Source organism: Enterobacter sp. GER_MD16_1505_Eko_090 (genome assembly GCF_003331015.1).
GTDB classification, from domain to species: domain Bacteria; phylum Pseudomonadota; class Gammaproteobacteria; order Enterobacterales; family Enterobacteriaceae; genus Enterobacter; species Enterobacter roggenkampii.
On record NZ_PUQF01000020.1, the window covers coordinates 16,492 to 35,103 of the forward strand.

General features: G+C 56.8%; 16 protein-coding genes and 4 tRNA genes. 10 read left to right on the plus strand and 10 right to left on the minus strand.

Annotated elements, in window-relative coordinates; all coding sequences use genetic code 11:
* Positions 1 to 41: 41 nt before the first annotated feature.
* From sbmC to C6A40_RS19890, 3 genes are all read left to right on the plus strand, one after another.
* Complete coding sequence (gene sbmC, locus C6A40_RS19880; protein WP_023293783.1) at positions 42 to 515, plus strand: DNA gyrase inhibitor SbmC; 474 nt, start codon at positions 42 to 44, stop codon at positions 513 to 515.
* 92 nt (positions 516 to 607) lie between these two features.
* Complete coding sequence (locus C6A40_RS19885; RefSeq protein ID WP_008499466.1) at positions 608 to 1,666, plus strand: FUSC family protein; 1,059 nt, start codon at positions 608 to 610, stop codon at positions 1,664 to 1,666.
* Between the two features lie 158 nt (positions 1,667 to 1,824).
* Positions 1,825 to 2,160 carry a DUF496 family protein gene (locus C6A40_RS19890; protein ID WP_008499467.1) on the plus strand — a complete coding sequence of 112 codons (336 nt, stop codon included), beginning with the start codon at positions 1,825 to 1,827 and terminating at the stop codon, positions 2,158 to 2,160.
* 47 nt (positions 2,161 to 2,207) lie between these two features.
* On the opposite strand, the gene C6A40_RS19895 is transcribed toward C6A40_RS19890, so the two are convergent.
* Together C6A40_RS19895 and C6A40_RS19900 are read right to left on the minus strand one after the other, a co-directional pair.
* A complete protein-coding gene (locus C6A40_RS19895) occupies positions 2,208 to 2,543 on the minus strand; it encodes a gamma-glutamylcyclotransferase family protein (RefSeq protein WP_023325604.1) in 336 nt (111 codons plus the stop codon).
* A 53-nt stretch (positions 2,544 to 2,596) separates the two neighbouring features.
* Positions 2,597 to 2,672, minus strand: a tRNA-Asn gene (locus C6A40_RS19900).
* Positions 2,673 to 2,834: 162 nt separating this feature from the next.
* Between C6A40_RS19900 and emmdR the strand changes: the two genes are divergently transcribed.
* Positions 2,835 to 4,289 carry a multidrug efflux MATE transporter EmmdR gene (gene emmdR / locus C6A40_RS19905; RefSeq protein WP_021241423.1) on the plus strand — a complete coding sequence of 485 codons (1,455 nt, stop codon included), beginning with the start codon at positions 2,835 to 2,837 and terminating at the stop codon, positions 4,287 to 4,289.
* Between the two features lie 103 nt (positions 4,290 to 4,392).
* Positions 4,393 to 4,468 (plus strand) — tRNA-Asn (locus tag C6A40_RS19910).
* A 145-nt stretch (positions 4,469 to 4,613) separates the two neighbouring features.
* Here the strand turns inward: C6A40_RS19910 and C6A40_RS19915 are convergent.
* The 3 genes from C6A40_RS19915 to shiA all read right to left on the minus strand — a co-directional run bounded on the left by C6A40_RS19915 (position 4,614) and on the right by shiA (position 9,246).
* Positions 4,614 to 6,386: an aminopeptidase P family protein gene (locus tag C6A40_RS19915; RefSeq protein WP_045336425.1), complete on the minus strand. Its 1,773-nt coding sequence runs from the start codon at positions 6,384 to 6,386 to the stop codon at positions 4,614 to 4,616.
* An 18-nt stretch (positions 6,387 to 6,404) separates the two neighbouring features.
* On the minus strand, positions 6,405 to 7,859 hold the full coding sequence (locus C6A40_RS19920; RefSeq protein WP_008499471.1) for an AMP nucleosidase: 1,455 nt from the start codon (positions 7,857 to 7,859) through the stop codon (positions 6,405 to 6,407).
* Positions 7,860 to 7,932: 73 nt separating this feature from the next.
* On the minus strand, positions 7,933 to 9,246 hold the full coding sequence (shiA, locus tag C6A40_RS19925) for a shikimate transporter (RefSeq protein WP_045336424.1): 1,314 nt from the start codon (positions 9,244 to 9,246) through the stop codon (positions 7,933 to 7,935).
* 191 nt (positions 9,247 to 9,437) lie between these two features.
* On the opposite strand from shiA, the gene ldtA reads away from it, so the two are divergent.
* Positions 9,438 to 10,337: a L,D-transpeptidase gene (ldtA, locus tag C6A40_RS19930; protein WP_039266695.1), complete on the plus strand. Its 900-nt coding sequence runs from the start codon at positions 9,438 to 9,440 to the stop codon at positions 10,335 to 10,337.
* A gap of 145 nt (positions 10,338 to 10,482) precedes the next feature.
* On the opposite strand, the gene C6A40_RS19935 is transcribed toward ldtA, so the two are convergent.
* A tRNA-Asn gene (locus C6A40_RS19935) sits at positions 10,483 to 10,558 on the minus strand.
* Positions 10,559 to 10,878: 320 nt separating this feature from the next.
* On the opposite strand from C6A40_RS19935, the gene nac reads away from it, so the two are divergent.
* Positions 10,879 to 11,796, plus strand: coding sequence for a nitrogen assimilation transcriptional regulator NAC (nac, locus tag C6A40_RS19940; RefSeq protein WP_008499475.1), 918 nt, complete (start codon positions 10,879 to 10,881; stop codon positions 11,794 to 11,796).
* Between the two features lie 96 nt (positions 11,797 to 11,892).
* Positions 11,893 to 12,843, plus strand: a complete 951-nt coding sequence (gene cbl / locus C6A40_RS19945; RefSeq protein ID WP_008499476.1) for an HTH-type transcriptional regulator Cbl — start codon at positions 11,893 to 11,895, stop codon at positions 12,841 to 12,843.
* A 42-nt stretch (positions 12,844 to 12,885) separates the two neighbouring features.
* Here cbl and C6A40_RS19950 read toward each other — a convergent pair whose 3' ends face one another.
* The gene (locus tag C6A40_RS19950; protein WP_045336423.1) at positions 12,886 to 13,494 is read right to left on the minus strand and encodes a glutathione S-transferase family protein; all 609 of its coding nucleotides are present in this window, start codon (positions 13,492 to 13,494) and stop codon (positions 12,886 to 12,888) included.
* A gap of 170 nt (positions 13,495 to 13,664) precedes the next feature.
* On the opposite strand from C6A40_RS19950, the gene gcvA reads away from it, so the two are divergent.
* On the plus strand, positions 13,665 to 14,576 hold the full coding sequence (gcvA, locus tag C6A40_RS19955) for a transcriptional regulator GcvA (protein ID WP_045336421.1): 912 nt from the start codon (positions 13,665 to 13,667) through the stop codon (positions 14,574 to 14,576).
* An 8-nt stretch (positions 14,577 to 14,584) separates the two neighbouring features.
* Here the strand turns inward: gcvA and C6A40_RS19960 are convergent, their stop codons facing one another.
* Positions 14,585 to 15,523, minus strand: a complete 939-nt coding sequence (locus C6A40_RS19960) for a LysR substrate-binding domain-containing protein (RefSeq protein ID WP_045336419.1) — start codon at positions 15,521 to 15,523, stop codon at positions 14,585 to 14,587.
* Between the two features lie 141 nt (positions 15,524 to 15,664).
* On the opposite strand from C6A40_RS19960, the gene C6A40_RS19965 reads away from it, so the two are divergent.
* Positions 15,665 to 16,066 carry a RidA family protein gene (locus C6A40_RS19965; RefSeq protein WP_045336417.1) on the plus strand — a complete coding sequence of 134 codons (402 nt, stop codon included), beginning with the start codon at positions 15,665 to 15,667 and terminating at the stop codon, positions 16,064 to 16,066.
* A 107-nt stretch (positions 16,067 to 16,173) separates the two neighbouring features.
* Here C6A40_RS19965 and C6A40_RS19970 read toward each other — a convergent pair.
* Both C6A40_RS19970 and C6A40_RS19975 read right to left on the minus strand, forming a co-directional pair.
* Positions 16,174 to 16,249 (minus strand) — tRNA-Asn (locus tag C6A40_RS19970).
* Positions 16,250 to 16,413: 164 nt separating this feature from the next.
* Positions 16,414 to 18,603: a TonB-dependent siderophore receptor gene (locus tag C6A40_RS19975; RefSeq protein ID WP_008499481.1), complete on the minus strand. Its 2,190-nt coding sequence runs from the start codon at positions 18,601 to 18,603 to the stop codon at positions 16,414 to 16,416.
* Between the last annotated feature and the right edge of the window lie 9 nt (positions 18,604 to 18,612).

Here is an 18,612-nt window from a genome sequence, read left to right on the forward strand (position 1 = left end):
GTTTTATAGTGTATAAATATACAGTGATAAACGGAGGCAGCATGGACTACAGCATTACGCAGCAACAGAAACGTAAGATTGCCGGTTTTCATTTGGTCGGTCCGTGGGAACACACGGTAAAACAGGGCTTTGAACAGCTGGTCATGTGGGTCGACGGGCGTCACATTGAGCCGCTGGAGTGGGTGGCGGTCTACTACGATAACCCGGATGAAGTCCCGGCCGAAAAACTGCGCTGCGATACGGCCGTTACCGTACCGGACGATTTTGTGATCCCGGAAAACAGCGAAGGCGTCATGATGACGGAAATCGCGGGCGGTGATTATGCCGTGGCGACGGCGCGTGTGGAAAACTACGACTTTGCCACGCCGTGGTATCAGTTCTTCAATTCCCTGCTGCAGGACAATACGTATCAGATGGCGCTCAAACCCTGCTTCGAGCGCTACCTGAATGACGGCAACGCGGACGGCTACTGGGATATTGAAATGTATATCGCGGTAGAGCACAAACCGGTTTAGGCCTGCTGAATAAAGGGTTTTTCAGCCGGGACCGTTCCGCCCGGCTGAAAACACAGTACAATTGTGATTTGCCGTGTAGCTGGAGAGCGGGTGTGCGTCCCGACAAATCATTAACCCCTTTTGAAATTCGGTTGTATAAACACTACCGTGTGGTGCACGGGTGTCGCATCGCGCTGGCATTCGTATTGACGTTTGTACTGGTCCGCTTGCTGGAGGTTCCGGAAGGGACGTGGCCGCTGATCACGCTGGTGGTGGTGATGGGGCCCATCTCGTTTTGGGGCAACGTTGTCCCGCGCGCCTTCGAGCGTATTGGCGGGACCGTGTTAGGCTCGGCACTTGGGCTTATCGCCCTGAAGCTGGAACTTATCTCGTTTCCGGTCATGCTGATATGGTGTGGTGCCGCCATGTTCCTGTGCGGCTGGCTGGCGTTGGGCAAGCGTCCTTATCAGGCGCTGCTGATTGGTATTACGCTTGCGGTGGTGGTCGGCGCACCCGCCGGGGATATGACCACGGCGCTGTGGCGAAGCGGGGATGTCATTCTGGGTTCACTGCTCGCCATGCTGTTTACCGGCATCTGGCCGCAGCGGGCTTTTCTGCACTGGCGTATCCAGATGGCCAACTATGTCACCGCGTTTAACCGCGTCTATCAGGCCGGTTTTTCCCCTAATCTGGTTGAACGCCCCCGGCTGGAAAAGCATCTGCAAACCATCCTCAACGACGTGGTCAAAATGCGCGGCCTGATCACGCCCGCCAGCAAAGAGACCCATATTCAGAAAGCGATTTTCGAAGCCATCCAGACGGTAAGCCGCAACCTGGTCTGCATGCTTGAACTGCAAATCAACGCGCACTGGGCCTCTCGCCCGAGCCATCTGTTGATGCTTAACGCGCAGACCCTCAAAGAGACCCAGCAGATGACGCAGCAAACGCTGTTGACTATCGCTCATGCGCTCTACGAAGGTAACCCGCAGCCGATACTGGCAAACAGCGAGCGGCTGAATGAGATCGTTGCGGAGCTGAAGCAGTTAATCAATGAGCGGCAGGGCGATAACGTGGCGGAAACGCCCATTCATGGCTATGTCTGGCTGAGTATGGAACTGGCGCGACAGCTTGAGCTGCTATCGCATCTGATTTGTCGGGCGCTGCGCAAATAAAACGCGGATGTGACGCCTGCTGCTTCGATTCAGCAGCAATTGGGGTTATGATAGGTTTAAACGATATACTCATTGTCATTCGCAGCCGCTGTCAGTAAGGTTGTTGTTACAACGGTTGCTTTAACGAATCCGAATCTCACATTATCAGGGGTGTAAAAATGGAAACTACCAAGCCTTCGTTCCAGGATGTTCTGGAATTCGTCCGCCTGTTCCGCCGCAAAAACAAGCTGCAGCGTGAAATCCAGGACGTTGAGAAGAAGATCCGTGACAACCAGAAACGTGTTCTGCTGCTCGACAACCTGAGCGACTACATCAAGCCAGGCATGAGCGTTGAAGCTATTCAGGGCATCATCGCCAGCATGAAGAGCGACTATGAAGACCGTGTTGATGATTACATCATCAAAAACGCTGAACTGTCCAAAGAGCGTCGCGACATCTCTAAGAAGCTGAAAGTGATGGGCGAAATCAAAAACGGCGAAGCAAAAAGCGAGTAATCGCAGCGAATCGTGAAAAAGGCTCTCTGGTGACAGAGAGCCTTTTTTTATGACTCAGAACGTGGCTGTAGCTGATAAATCCAGGCTTGAACCTGCTTGCCTTCAGAGGTAGTCACCGTGACCTCAACCCGGTCATAGCCGTCTTCAAACTCATCCAGCATTTGCCAGTGTGCGGAAAGGTTATCAGAGATAAACAGATAGCCTTCGACGCGCGGTCCATCAGAGTGGAGGACAATCCCGGGAAAGTCTGCCGCCGCACCCCAGCCGCGTTCGTAGAACGTACCGGAGACGAAACCGGCCAGCCATTCACCGCCGATGTTTTCAAGGATATGCGCATTAGAATGGCCCGGACGCAGCGTGCCGTAGACAAACAGAGCGTTCATTTTCCCTCATCCGCAAAGCAAAAAGCCTGCTTTAAAAGCAGGCTTTTTAAATTTGGCTCCTCTGACTGGACTCGAACCAGTGACATACGGATTAACAGTCCGCCGTTCTACCGACTGAACTACAGAGGAATCGTTGTGGAGGCTTATCTTAGCGGCGAAAAAACTTTTGTCAAACCTGATCTTAGGGAATATCGACTGATTGCTGATTCTGTCGTCAGTTTGTTGTAATTCCACACATCTTTTTTCAGGAAAATACTTTGCAGGATTAGCATTTCTCCCCCATCATTTGAAATGGAGTTTCAACTTTTCTCGCTAAGGTCCATTTTGAACGTCACTGCCTCCTTACGCCAGGCGATCGCGCGCACGCCATGGTATGCAAAACGTAAAAGCTATCGTGTCCTGTTCTGGCGTGAAATCACCCCTCTTGCTGTGCCTATCTTCCTGGAAAATACCTGCGTTCTGCTGATGGGGGTACTGAGCACCTTCCTGGTGAGCTGGCTGGGGAAAGAGGCGATGGCGGGGGTCGGGCTGGCGGACAGCTTTAACATGGTGGTGATGTCATTTTTTGCTGCCATCGATCTCGGGACGACGGTGGTGGTGGCTTTTAGCCTCGGCAAGCTCGATCCCAAACGTGCGCGCGAGGCAGCCCGCCAGTCGCTGATGATCATGACTGTCTTTTCGATTGTTCTGGCGGCGGTGATCCACTATTTCGGTAAAGAGATTATCGATTTTGTCGCCGGGGAAGCCACGAACGAGGTCAAAGACCTGGCGCTGACCTATCTGGAGATGACCGTAATAAGCTATCCGGCGGCGGCTATCGCCCTGATTGGCAGCGGCGCGCTGCGCGGGGCAGGTAACACCAAAATTCCGCTCCTGATCAACGGCGGAATGAATATCCTGAATATCATCATCAGCAGCGTGCTGATCTACGGCGTGTTCTCGTGGGACGGGCTGGGGTTCGTCGGCGCCGGACTGGGGCTAACCATTTCACGCTATATCGGTGCGGCGGCGATTATCGGCGTGCTGATGGCGGGGATTACTCCCTCGCTGCGCCTCACGCTGAAGAGCTATTTCCGCCCCTTTAACTTCGCCATTATCTGGGAAGTGATGGGGATCGGCATTCCCGCCAGTATTGAGTCGGTGCTGTTTAACGGCGGGAAGCTGCTGACGCAGATGTTTGTCGCCGGGATGGGCACCGACGTTATCGCCGGTAACTTCATCGCCTTTTCTATCGCCTCGCTGATTAACCTGCCGGGTAACGCGCTGGGTTCGGCCTCGACTATCATTACCGGGAAACGGCTCGGGAAAGGGCAGATCGGACAGGCTGAGCGGCAGCTGCGCCACGTTTTCTGGCTGTCGACCATTGGACTGACCGTGATTGCCTGGGGAACGGCGCCGTTTGCCGGGCTGATGGCCTCGTTCTATACCCACGAAGAGGACGTTAAAGAGGTCGTTAAAATCCTCATCTGGCTCAATGCGGCCTTTATGCCCATCTGGGCGGCCTCATGGGTACTGCCAGCCGGGCTGAAGGGCGCGCGTGACGCCCGCTTTGCGATGTGGGTGTCGATGCTCGGCATGTGGGGATGTCGCGTTGTGGCGGGGTATACGCTCGGGGTGATGCTCGGATGGGGCGTGGTTGGCGTCTGGCTGGGTATGTTCCTGGACTGGGCCGTACGGGGCGCGCTGTTCTACTGGCGCATGGTCAGCGGGCGCTGGCTGTGGAAATACCCGCGGAAAAATGCCTGACAATTGCGCGAAGTGGAGAATAAATCGGCAAACGATCGGAAATATGCATTCTGCCTTTGACATCATGGGGGAGCATCGATAATATGCGCCCCGTTCACACGATTCCTCTGTAGTTCAGTCGGTAGAACGGCGGACTGTTAATCCGTATGTCACTGGTTCGAGTCCAGTCAGAGGAGCCAAATTTGAAAAGCCTGCTTTTAAAGCAGGCTTTTTGCTTTTCTGGGTTGGGTTAAATTGTCGGGTGGCGGCTGCGCCTTACCCGACCGACAACAACCTCGAATCGTAGGCCGGGTAAGGCGAAGCCGCCACCCGGCAAAAGCCGCACTATCCGTTCACACGAACCGGTGCCGTCGCCTCTTCCAGCCACGAACGCGCATCGCTGTTCACCAGTGGTGACAGCGCCTCACGCACCTGCTGGTGATACGCATCCAGCCACGCTTTTTCCTGTTCGCTCAACAGATCCAGCTCGACCTGGCTTAAATCAATCGGGATCAGCGTCAGCGAGGCAAATTTACAGAATCCCGGACGGCTCTCCACAATCTCCACCTGGTTTTCAATGCGAATCCCGTGGCTATCGCCCAGATAGTAGCCAGGTTCAATCGTCATGATATTGCCCGCCACCAGCGGCCACGGGTTGACCTTTTTGGCGATGCGATGCGGATTCTCATGGATCAGAAGCTGATGCCCCACGCCATGCCCTGTGCCGTGATCGTAATCCAGCCCCATCTCCCACAGCGGACGACGCGCGAAGGCATCCAGCTGATGCCCCTGAGTGCCAGAGGGGAACTGCAGGGTAATGAGCGACAGAAAGCCTCTCAGCACGGCGGTGTAGTGCAGGCGCTGCTGCGGGTCGACCTTACTCCATGCCAGCGTGCGCGTGGCATCGGTGGTGCCATTAATGTACTGACCGCCGGAATCGTTCAGGTAAAAATGATCATGGCCGATGGGCTTGTTGCTGGCCTCGCTCGAATGATAGTGGCACATCGCCGCATTGCTCGAAGAGGCGGAGATGGTCGCAAAGCTTTGCTCGATAAACCCGGGCTGCTGTTTACGGAACGCGAGCTGCTGCGCCTGCACTTCCAGCTCGGTGAGCGGATTTCCTGCCGCCTCGCGCAGCGGCACTTCGCGGCTCAGCCAGGCCAGGAAGTTGACCCAGGCGGCACCGTCCTGGTGATGGCACGCGCGATACCCAGCCAGCTCGATCGGGTTTTTGGTGGCCTTCATCAGGGTGATGGGATCGGTTCGCCAGACAATCTCTCCCCGTGGTTCAATGGCAAAGCGCAGGGCGACCGGAGCGGAATCGGCATCAACCATCACCCGTTTGCCTGCAGCAATCTGCTGACAGCGTTCGATGAAGGCGTCCTGCGGCGCAATCGTAAACGCATTGCGCACCTCTTCAGGCAGGGCGCCGAGCTTGTTGTCGTTTACAAACCACTCAACGTGGCCGTCACGACTCAGCAGGGCAAATGAGAGCGGTACCGGACTGGTTGGGATATCTGAGCCCCTTACGTTGAGCAGCCATGCAATGTTATCCGGCAGCGTAACGGCCAGATAATCAGCATTGTTCGCGGCCAGCACGGCAGCGACGCGCTGACGTTTGTCCTCGCTGCTTTCACCGCTTACTTCAACCGGCATTTCACGAATAAGCCCCGCCGGTGCGGCAGGGCGATCGGTCCATAAGGCGTCAAACGGCGAAACCTTCAGCGGTACCAGCCTGCACGGCGTGGCGGACAGTTGCTCAAACTCCGTATTGGTCATCAGCAGTGCGTCAAAACCGATGCGCGTGCCTGCCTCCACGTTTTCTGTCAGCCATTCAGCCAGCGGCTCGTTGTGCAGGTGGTGAATTTCAATCTCGTCCAGATTCACCTGAACGCGGGCCTGCACCTGATAGCGCCCGTCGACGAACAGCAGCGCTTTATCCTTCAGTACCAGCGCGACGCCGGCAGAACCGTCAAAGCCCGTCAGCCAGGCCAGCTTTTCGTCACAGGGCGCGCAGTATTCGCTCTGCCACGCATCCGCACGCGGGACGATCATCCCGTCGAGATGGCTGGCCTCAAGCCAGTGGCGCAGGGCAGAGAGCGGAGATGTGCTGGACATGGTTATTCCTTATCGTTATTAGCGGAACGGCGGCTCGTTGAAGGTGCGCAGCTTGCGGGAATGCAGCCTGTCACCTTCCGCCCGAAGCAGGTCGATGGCGCGAATGCCAATTTGCAGATGCTCTGAGATGGCCCCTTCATAGAAACGGTTGGCCTGGCCCGGTAGCTTAATTTCGCCGTGCAGCGGCTTATCGGAGACGCACAGCAGCGTGCCGTACGGGACGCGGAAGCGATAGCCCTGTGCGGCGATGGTGGCGCTCTCCATATCAATGGCTACCGCGCGGCTCAGGTTGAACCGCAGCGCGGAGGCGGAGTAACGCAGCTCCCAGTTGCGGTCATCCGTCGTGACGACCGTACCGGTGCGCAGGCGCTGTTTCACCTCTTCGCCCGGCATGCCGCTGACCGCTTTGGTGGCGTCATACAGCGCACGCTGTACTTCGGCGATGCTCGGGATTGGGATATCCGGCGGCAGCACCGCATCCAACACGTGGTCGTCGCGCAGGTAGGCGTGGGCGAGCACGTAATCGCCAATCAGCTGGCTTTCACGCAGGCCGCCGCAGTGACCAATCATCAGCCACACGTCCGGGCGCAGCACCGCCAGATGGTCGCAGATGGTTTTGGCGTTCGAGGGGCCGACGCCAATGTTAATCAACGTAATGCCCTGACCGTCGGCGGTGATCAGGTGCCAGGCGGGCATCTGGTGTTTTTTCCACGCCAGGTCGGAGATGGCCTGCTCGGGGGCTTCGGTCTCTGCGGTGATCCAGATCCCGCCCGCGCAGGAGAGGGCGATATACGGGCTTTCCGGGTCGAGGATCTGGCTGCATCCCCAGCGGACAAACTCGTCGACGTAGCGGGTGTAGTTGGTAAAGAGCACGAACGGCTGAAAATGTTCAGCGGGCGTACCGGTGTAGTGGCGCAGTCGCGCCAGGGAGAAATCGACCCGGCGGGCGTCAAAGTGCGACAGAGGAGAAAATTCTGCCGGGTGATAAATCCCGTCGGCGGTCTCATCGCCAATCTGCGACAGTTCCGTCGTCGGGAAGTGGCGGGTCAGCCCCGCGCTCATGGAGCGGTCAAGGGTTAACGCCGAACCGTCAATTACGTACGGATAGGGGATCTCATGCTGCGAGGGCTCAACGGCAATGTGCGCGCCGTAATCCTGGTACAACAGCGTAAGTTGTTCTTCAAGATACGGGCGGAACAGGGCCGGGCGGGTGACGGTGGTGCTGTAGCAGCCGGAGTGGGTAAAACGGGCGTAGGCGCGGGTTTTTGGCGTCGTGCTGGCGCTGCCGTCCCAGGTCACAGAGAGCGATGGATAAACAAAAAGGCCCTCGTTTCTGGCCTTTTGGTCGGGAAGTTTCCCTGTTTCGATATATTCGCTGATGGCGCTGCGCAGCGCATTGACGGACTGTTCATACAGCGCGTCGAGTTTTTCCAGCGCCTGAGCCGGGGTCAGGCTGGAGCCCTTATTATTCATCTCTGTCTCCTTGTTCCACAGGTGTGCGACTCTACCCGATAGTATGTCACACGCCTGTGAAACAAAAGGGTGATCAGGTGTGGCGGGGCTCTTTCATCACCAGCGCCGTCGCAGCAGAGAGCAGGCAACCGGCCAGCAGATAAATCGCCACGCTGTGCCAGTTTCCGCCGGAGAAGGTCACCAGCGCGGCGGCAATAAATGGCGTAAACCCGCCGCCGACCACGCTTGCGACCTGGTAGCCCACGCCCGCGCCGCTGTAGCGGTAGCTGGCGCCGAACAGTTCGGTAAACATCGGCTGCTGGACGCAGACCACCATGTCGTGAGCGACGTTGGCGAGCATGATGGCGAAGAAGACAATCCAGAATATCGACTGCGCCTCCAGCGCCATAAAGAATGGCCAGGCGCTGAGGGTGCCCACCAGCGCCCCGGTGATATAGACGCGACGGCGGCCAAAGCGGTCCGCCAGCCAGGCGAAGCAGGGGATGGTCAGGCAGCTGATCCCGCCAACCACCAGACCGATATTCAGGAACAGTTCACGCGGCAGGCCGAGGTTCTGCGTCGAGTAGTTCAGGGCAAACGCGGTGACGATATACATCGTCAGCAGTTCACACAGGCGCAGGGCAATAATTTTCAGAAAAGCGCCAGGATGCCGGACGAGTGCCTCCATGACCGGCAGCCTTTTTTTGACGGTCGGTTTTTCCTGCTGTTTTTCGAACTCTGCCGACTCCTCCATACCGTTACGGATCCACAGCGCGGCGATGACCAGCACGATGCTGAAGATGAACGGAATGCGCCAGCCCCAGCTCAGGAACTGCTCATCGGTGGTGAGCTGGCTGATCAAGGAGACCAGCCCGGTAGAAAGGAGCAGACCCACGCCGTATCCGACCTGCACGCCGCTGCTGTAAAACGCTTTCTTATTTTTGGGCGCGCTCTCAACGGATAGCAGCGCCGCGCCGCCCCATTCACCGCCCACGGCGAAGCCCTGAATCGCCCGTAATGTCACCAGCAATACCGGTGCCCACCAGCCAATCGCGGAAAACGACGGGAGAATGCCAATCAGCGCCGTGGCGATCCCCATCATCCAGACGGTAAGCATCAGCATGCGCTTGCGGCCGAGGCGGTCGCCAAAGTGGCCGAAGATCACCCCGCCCAGCGGGCGAAACAGAAAACCGACGCCGAATGTGGCAAACGCGGCGAGGGTGCCCATCGCGGGGCTGACCTGCGGAAAAAATTCGCGGTTAAACACCAGCGCGGCGGTAATGCCGTAGAGCAGAAAATCATACCAGTCGACGACGGCACCCGCGAAGCTGCCGAGTGCGGCGCGGCGGGCACGATTGAGCGAAGGTGTCTCCTCGTTGGGATGTGTGGAGGTGAGAGTGGAGTCCATAGTTGTCCTGTCTGCACTGATTTTTAATTATTGGTATAAGAAAAGGTCACTCACATAGCGGCCGTCATATAAACGGAACCTATGAGACTACCGCGACAGGGGGCCTGTGCAAACTGATTTTATTTCCTGATGGGTAATGCAAAACGGCTACGCTATGCTTACTAAAGAGCGAAGCGACTGAGGAAGGGAATATGTGTCGTAAAAAGGCGTTGGGCTGTCTTGCTGCGTTACTCATCAGCCAGAGCGTGCAGGCGGTGAGCTATCCTTTACCGCCGGCGGGCAGTCGCCTGGTGGGGAGCTCGCAGGTCATTACCGTGCCGGATCATAATACGTTACCGCTTGAGGCGTTTGCCGCGCAGTACGGGCAGGGGTTGAGCAATATGCTGGAAGCGAACCCGGGCGTGGATCCTTTTTTGCCTAAATCCGGTACCCGGCTGGTCATTCCCCAGCAGCTGATTTTGCCCGACACCGTTCGCGAGGGGATTGTCGTTAACGTGGCGGAAATGCGTCTCTACTATTACCCGCCGGGCAGCAATACTGTTGAAGTGCTACCCATCGGCATCGGTCAGGCCGGGCGCGAAACCCCGCGTAACTGGGTAACGGCGGTTGAACGTAAGCAGGTGGGACCCACCTGGTCTCCGACGCCCAATACGCGCCGTGCCTATGCGGCAGAGGGAAAAACGCTGCCTGCCTTCGTGCCCGCCGGGCCGGATAACCCGATGGGGCTGTATGCAATCTATATCGGCAGGCTGTATGCCATACACGGCACAAACTCCAATTTCGGCATCGGGCTGCGGGTGAGCCAGGGCTGTATTCGTCTGCGGAATAACGACATCAAATACCTTTTCGATAATGTTCCCGTCGGAACCCGCGTGCAGCTTATCGATCGGCCCGTTAAAGTCACCACGGAACCGGACGGCAGCCGCTGGGTGGAAGTGCATGAGCCGTTGTCACGTAACCGTGCGGAATTTGAATCGACCCGGAAAGTGCCGCTGCCGATATCGGCCGCGCTGCGGACAGAGTTGATCAACGAGGGTGCAGGTGCTGAGCTGGAACGGCGGTCAGGGATGCCGGTGAAGCTCGGCAATTGAGGACATTTTCGCCGGGTGGCGGCGTTGCCTTACCCGGCCTACGATTCGAGGTTTTTGTCGGTCGGGTAAGGCAACGCCGCCACCCGACAATTTTACCCGACGCAGAAAAGCAAAAAGCCTGCTTTAAAAGCAGGCTTTTCAAATTTGGCTCCTCTGACTGGACTCGAACCAGTGACATACGGATTAACAGTCCGCCGTTCTACCGACTGAACTACAGAGGAATCGTGTGAACGGGGCGCATATTATCGACCTGCGTTCACCTTGTCAAAGGGTGGATCGCCGCCTTTTGATCGTTTGCTGACAAAATCGGCAAAGTGCTGTTTTTGACAGCGGAATGCACCGCTTTGGTGCGGATATACCTCTAATGGGGCAGATCATAAACTGCTGTTTCGGTAATAAAACCCCCCTCCATGATTAGGTTTCCTTATTTTCAGGCGCTTAGCGCCCGATTCAGACCGCCTGGTAAAAGTGGCATTCATATTGCAAAACCTGTTCAACAACGACAGCCGGTTCCGGCACAGCATTTCGAACAGGGGGCAAAATGAACTTAAGACGACTGAAATACTTCGTAAAAATCGTCGATATCGGCAGCCTGACTCAAGCAGCAGAAGTGCTGCATATCGCGCAGCCTGCGCTGAGCCAGCAGGTGGCTACTCTGGAAGGCGAGATGGATCAGCAGCTGTTGATCCGTACCAAACGCGGCGTCACGCCAACGGAAGCCGGAAAAATTCTCTATACCCATGCGCGCACGATTCTGCGCCAGTGCGAGCAGGCGCAGCTGGCGGTGAATAACGTGGGCCAGACCCTGAGCGGACACGTTTCTATTGGCCTGGCGCCGGGAACGGCCGCGTCCTCTATTACCATGCCGCTGCTGCAGGCCGTTCGCGCTGAGCTGCCTGAAGTGCTGGTGTACCTGCACGAAAACAGCGGGTCCGTACTGAATGACAAACTGCTCAACGGCCAGCTGGACATGGCGGTCCTTTACGATCGCTCTCCTGTCGCCGGGATCACCAGCCAGCCGCTGCTGAAAGAAGATCTCTACCTCGTGGGCACCCGCGACTGTCCGGGCCAGAGCGTAGACCTTACCGCCGTGGCAGAGATGAACCTCTATCTGCCGCGCGACTACAGCGCCGTGCGCGTGCGCGTGGACGAAGCGTTCTCCCTGCGCCGCCTGACGGCCAAAATCATCGGCGAAATTGACTCGATCTCCACGCTGACCGCAGCCATTGCCAGCGGCATGGGCGTCACCGTGCTGCCGGAATCCGCCGCGCGTTCGCTGTGCAGCGCGGCGAACGGCTGGATGGCGCGGATCACCACGCCTTCCATGAGCCTGCCGCTCTCGCTGAACATGTCCGCACGCGGTTCGCTGTCGCCACAGGCGCAGGCGGTAAAAGAGATTCTGATGTCGCTGGTCAGCAAGCCATCGCTTGAGAACCGTGAACTCCAGCTCGTGAGCTGATATTCCATAAAAGCATAAGATGCTGGTTTTTATTATTTGTTCTGCAGCTCGGCTGACTCTAACAATAGAGCTATGTCAGATGCGCCGGAGTGAATCGTGAATTTCCAGCAACTTAAAATTATCCGTGAGGCGGCCAGGCGGGACTACAACCTGACCGAGGTCGCCAATATGCTTTATACCTCTCAGTCAGGCGTCAGCCGCCATATCCGCGAGCTGGAAGAGGAGCTGGGCATAGAGATCTTTATCCGTCGCGGCAAGCGGCTGCTCGGCATGACGGAGCCGGGTAAAGCATTGCTCACCATCGCTGAGCGGATCCTCAACGAGGCTAGCAACGTGCGTCGCCTGGCGGATCTCTTCACCAATGACGCCTCGGGCGTGCTTACCATTGCCACCACCCACACCCAGGCGCGCTACAGCCTGCCGCCGGTGATTAAGGCGTTCCGCGAACTTTTTCCGGAGGTGCGTCTGGAGCTTATCCAGGGCACGCCGCAGGAAATTGAAGTGCTGCTGCAAAACGGTGGGGCGGATATCGGTATCGCCAGCGAACGCCTGAGCAACGACCCGCTGCTGGTGGCGTTCCCGTGGTTCCGCTGGTATCACAGCTTACTGCTCCCGGTCGATCATCCGCTGAATCAGGTCTCTCCCCTGACGCTGGAAGACGTTGCGAAATGGCCGCTCATTACTTATCGCCAGGGGATCACGGGACGCTCGCGCATAGATGAAGCCTTCAATCGTAAAGGGTTAACGCCCGACATCGTGCTGAGCGCGCAGGACTCTGACGTCATCAAAACCTACGTCGAGCTGGGTCTGGGTATTGGCCTGGTGGCGGAACAGTCCAGCGGAGAACGCGAGGACGGCAACCTGGTGCGTCTTGACACGCGTCATCTGTTTGACGCCAACACCGTATGGCTTGGCCTGAAGCGCGGGCAGCTGCAGCGTAACTATGTGTGGCGCTTTATCGAGCTCTGCAACGCCGGGCTGTCGGTGGATGAGATTAAACGTCAGGTGATGGAGCCGGAAGAAGTGGCGATTGATTATCAGATTTAGGTGCGGGTTTGCCCGGTGGCGAGTGCTTACCGGGCTCGCCACTTAGCTGAATGGGTATTTTCTAAAGACCGCCTGTGATTCGAATGATTCGGCAAACGCCTGAATCGTTCTAAAATCCGCTGCGTTAACGACCTGCGGGATCATCGACTGAATAAAAGTCCAGACAACCGTGCTCGTGACGGCAACCTGATCGGGAACGGCGGTGGCGGGACGCCCCTCCAGTAAGGTATTCCATTCCCTGCAGGCCGCCAGCAGCTGGATTGTAATGCGTTCGACCCATGAAACGTACTGCTTTTCTACCGGGCGCAGGTTGTGTTCATACACATTTTGCACCGCTTTTTCAGCGGCGGCGAGAATAAAGCCCAGCGTCTGAAGATCGTTTGCCTGCGCATCCGGCGCGACGGGCAGGAGTCTCCGCTCGGGGTCGGCCTGAGCCTCAAAATAATTCAGAATCAGCGAGGAATCCATCAGACGTATTCCGTTATCCAGAACCAGCGTCGGGGCTTTTACCGCGGGGTTGATCCGGGAGAATGCGTCGAAGGTGCTAAAGACTGACAGCGGCTGGCTTTCAAACTCAACCCCATAAAGCTCAAGGGAGATCGCCACGCGCCGTACATAAGGTGAATCCATCATGCCAACAAGCTTAATCATCTTTCCCGTTTTCCTGTCTGTGTGAAAGAACGCGTCATTGAAAAGGATGACCCGACATTACAATACAATTTGCATGGCGAATATCTTCAGTATCTTACCGTAAGGGTTAGTATTACTGACATATGGTCAGGTTGCCGCTGTATATCCAGCGCAGATAAGGAAGTGCTTTCATGTCGGATTTTCCACCCATTGCCAGTTTGCGAAGCTTTGAAGCCGTCGCCCGTCTTGGCAGCGTGACGCTGGCGGCGAAAGAACTCCACGTTACCCATTCCGCTATTAGCCAGCAGATCAAAACGCTGGAGGAGATGGTGGGCGTAAAGCTGTTTATCCGTCAGGGGCGAGGAGTGCAGATCAACGAAGAAGGGCGGCTCTATGCCTTACAGGTACGCGAAGCGTTGAACCACATCGCGGATGCCACCCGGCTCGTGCAGGTGAAGCCGAGAAAGCAGGAGTTGACGCTGGCGATGGTGCCGTCATTTGGATGCCACTGGTTATTACCGCGTCTGGAACGCTTTCGGGCGAAATATCCGCTTATTACCCTGCGGATCCAGGCCAGTCTGACGGTCACCAGCCTGCAGCAGGAAGGGATAGATATCGCGATACGGATGGGGCAGGGAAACTGGGAAGGGAGCGAAAGCCATTACCTTTTTTCCGATGAGCTTATTGTGGTGGCCGCACCGGGCTATAACAGGGGCGTGTTGCCCGCTACGCCAGCGGAGATTGCAAAGAGTCATCTTATTTTTTCCATGGAGTCGTGGAAAACGTGGTGCATGAATGCGGGTCTTGAGAAAGAGATCGTGCCTGACGGTTTATGTATTAACGACTCCAATATCATTATCGAAGCCGTCCGGCTCGGGAAAGGCATCGCGCTGGAGCGTCGCTCTCTGGTTCAGGATGCCATCACCCGAGGTGAACTGGTCCAGCTAACCTCCATCACTGCGCCATATCCCTGGCCTTACTGGCTGGTGACAGCGCAGTCAAAGGAGGAGAAGCCGGAGGTGGGGCTTTTTGTGGCGTGGCTGGATGAGGAGGTGGCGGCCTGGCGGCGAGCGGTGAGTGCTGTGGAAAGTAACCAACCCTAATGAGCGAATCAGGGGCTGGGAGGGAGTGACTTATTATTGGAATTAGGGACATGCTGCTGCATCAATTCAACGATCCAATCAATAAAAACGCGCAGTCTGGCGTTGACGTGGCGGTTAGGGGGAAATGCCAGGTACAGGGGCATTGGCTTAATACGCCAATGTTCGAATAGCCGAATCAAGGAACCACAAGCCTGATGCGCTTCTGCCATATAGACTGGCAGCGCAATCACGCCTAACCCGGCTAACCCAGCTTCGAGGTAAGCATTGCCATCATCCACGGCAAGGACATAGCTGCCCGTGATGTCAATATGTTCACTCTCACTGCGCAGTACCAGAGGATCAATCTTACCGGTGCGCGAGGACAAGAACCCTACAATGCGATGGTCGGTGTTGTCCAGCTCTCGCGGGTGCGCAGGGGCGCCGAGGCGTTCCAGATAGCTCGGTGCGACGTAAACACCGATTTGCAAATCGCCGACGTGGCGTGCGATCAGGGACTGGTCGTTGATTTCGCCGCCGCGCAGGACGCAATCCACGTTGTCGCCGATCAGATCCACCACCCGGTCACTCACGCCCATATCGAACTGGATATCCGGGTAGCGTGCGTGAAAAGCCGGAAGCGCCGGCACCAGGATGAGGCGGGCCAGCGGACTGGGCACATCAACCCGTAGCCGTCCCCTGGGCGTCATCGTCGCGCTGGACAGGCTGTTTTCAGCATCTTCCATGTCTGCCAGCAGGCGGATGACGCGTTCGTAGTAGACCGCGCCATCGGGGGTCACACCGAGCCTTCGGGTGGTGCGATGGAGCAATTTGACGCGCAGGCGCGCTTCCAGCTGCTGAATGAGCTGCGTCACCGTGGTTTTGCTCATATGAAGCGTTTGGGCAGCCTTTGTGAAACTACCTGCCTCAACCACGCGAGCAAAGGCGCGCATCGCGTCGAAACGATCCATCCCTTATCCTCTCTTTTCACCGATTGTTTGGATATTACAAACAATGATGGACAAAGTCGCTTGTTTATCCGCCCGAACCTGCACCTGTAAAGTGTCTTTATGTTCAACGGGCTGATTTTGCCCTATTGCAAAGGTACAAACATGACAGCACGCGAAGCAGTTTTCCCCTCCGGTCGGCAGGCGCTCTATGAGCGTAATCGCTATTCACCGGCCATCAAATCCAACGGTTTCTTGTTCGTTTCGGGGCAGGTGGGTAGTCGCGAGGATGGTTCGCCTGAACCCGATCTGAAAGCGCAGGTCAGGCTGGCCTTCGATAATCTTAATGCTGTCCTTGCGGCTGCGGGCTGCACGTTCGCTGACGTGTTTGACGTGACCCTCTTTGTCGTCGATCCCGAATCAAACCTCGACGCTATCTGGAGTATCCTGCCAGAATATTGGGGGGACGCGCCTTACCCTACCTTGACCGGGATCGGCGTGACGTGGCTGTACGGATTTAAGTTTGAGATTAAGGTGATTGCCAGGCTGGATGCGATTCAGAGTTAACTTCAGAGATGCAGTCCCGTAGGTCGGGTAAGGCGAAGCCGCCACCCGACAATTTTACCCGACGCAGAAAAGCAAAAAGCCTGCTTCAAAAGCAGGCTTTTCAAATTTGGCTCCTCTGACTGGACTCGAACCAGTGACATACGGATTAACAGTCCGCCGTTCTACCGACTGAACTACAGAGGAATCGTGTGAACGAGGCGCATAGTAGCGACCTCAGTTCGCCTTGTCAAAGGGTGAAAACGCGCTTTTTGTTCGTTTGCCGACAATTTCAGCAAATCGCTGATTTTATGGCAAATTTGCTTCAAAATTACACAGCAAAATGCGCCGCCCGCAGGCGGCGCTGAGGATTAGAACAGAACGGAGTAGTTCAGACCAAACGTCCGTCCACGGCCTTTATAGGTGTACAGGCCCGGTGCACCGTAGGTTGGGCTATACAGCCCCGGCGCGCGCTGGCCCCAGGCGGTGGTGTAGTCTTTGTCCAACAGGTTCTCCACGCTGAAGCTGACTTTACCCACCGGCAGGGCGTAGCTGCCCAGGAAGTCGACTGTGTTATAGCCATCGATCTTCTTGCCGTCGGCGTCAGAGACATCAAAGGTCTGCGTGCTCTGCACGCGCAGGGTCCAGTCGCCCGGCGCCCAGTTGACCCACGCGCTGGCTTTCGACGGGCTGGCGCTGTCGACCGTCAGCTTCTCCCATTTCCCGTTTTCGCGAGTTTCCGACTTAATGGCGTTAAAGTTCGCGCCCGTGCTCCAGTCGCTGTCGGTGAAGAAATAGTCCACCTGACCTTCCACCCCGTAGATACGACGCTTGTCGTCTTCCAGGTTGATGGTCATGTCCGTCTTGTTGATGGTGATGGTTTTATCCGAGAGCGAGTAATACGCCGCAACCTGGGTGCGCAGGTTATCCCCGGTGTAGCGCCAGCCCAGCTCATAAGCGTTGACCTTGATACCGTCCAGCTTCGAGTCGTTGACGTTGACGCTGTTCAGCAGGCGATAGTGACCGTTGCTGAGCTGATAGGTCCCGGAGCCGTAGTACTTCGCCAGGTCCGGAATTTCGAAGCCCTGGGAGAAGTTAAACCACAGCTGCTGCTGTTCGGTCAGGCGACCGAGGATCCCGGCGTTAAACAGGAAGTTGTTGTAATCGGTTTTCCCACCCGGCACCGCGTCAGCGGAGGTGGCTTTCCCGGTAGCGATGGCCTGCTGCTGGGTGTAACCGACAAAGTCGTCCACCTTGTTCTCGGTGTACTGGTAGCGCACGCCGCCGCTCAGGGTGATGGCGTCAATGTCATAGCTGGCCTGCAGGAACGGGGCGAGGTTGGTGATGCTATAACCCGGGTAGCGGCCCACGTTGTAGGCGTTATCCAGCTCCATGCCGCCGCTCGCCGCAGCTTTTTTCAGGTTGAAGAACTGCTGGTTGGCGTCGAAGGTTTCGTGGTCGGCATCCATACCCCAGGTCAGCGTCAAATCGTCCACCGGCTTGCTGTTCAGCGTCAGCTTGCCGCCGTAGAAATCGGTTTTCTGCTGCGACGCGCCGATGCTGGTGACCACGCCTTTGGTCAGGGTTGGGAACGGATAGTAGGTCAGGCTCTCGTCGCGATAGTAAATCTGCGCGACCAGATCCTGGCCCCAGAAGTCGGTATTGGAGTACTGCAGGTTGATCAGATGGCGCTCGGTACCCGGCACGCGGTCAGAATCGAGGTTACCTTTGTTGTACGCGGTCGCATCCCCCGTGACCGCCGAGAAGTTCTTCCCGAGATAGAGACCATGCTTGCCGTCGGACTCGCTCTTGTAGTACTGGGTCGTCAGCTGCAGCTGTTGATGATCGTCAATATTGAGGGTGCCTGTGCCCATCACATCGATACGGTCAGAATACTGTAAGCCGGTCTGGGTATTATCAATGATCACCTCGTCGCCGTTGCCGTCATACCAGCCGCCGTAGCGCTGATACGACACCGACAGACGACCGGACGCGTTATCGTTGCCGCCGCTGACCGCTGCCGACACGTTCTCATCGTGGTCGTTGTGGCTGTTGAACCCGCTTTTAGCCCCGGTCTGGAATTCGACTTCGGTCTCAGGCTGGCCTTTTTTGGTGACGATGTTCACCAGACCGCCGGTACTGCCGCCGCCGTAGAGTGACGTGGCACCGGAGATAACCTCGATACGGTCAATGTTGAACGGATCGATAGAGTCCAGCTGACGGCTGTCGCTGCGGGACGAGTTCAGGCGCACGCCGTCTACCATCACCATCATAGAGCGGCCGCGCAGGTTCATGCCGTAGTTGGTACGCCCCTGGCTGCTGACGTCCATGCCCGGAATCAGCTGCGCCAGCACTTCTTTAATCTCTTTCCCGCCCTGAACCTGCTGCTCAATTTCAGCCCGCTCAATGACCCAGGTGGTCTGCGCCATCTCCGCCACGCTGCGGTGCGCGCGGCTGGCGGAGACAACGATATTTTCTTCCTTTTGTTCTTCCGCCCACGCAGAGGTAGAAAGCATTGCAAGCAAGCAAGGATTTAAAACCCAAAGATGAGAACGTTTCATTGTTATGTT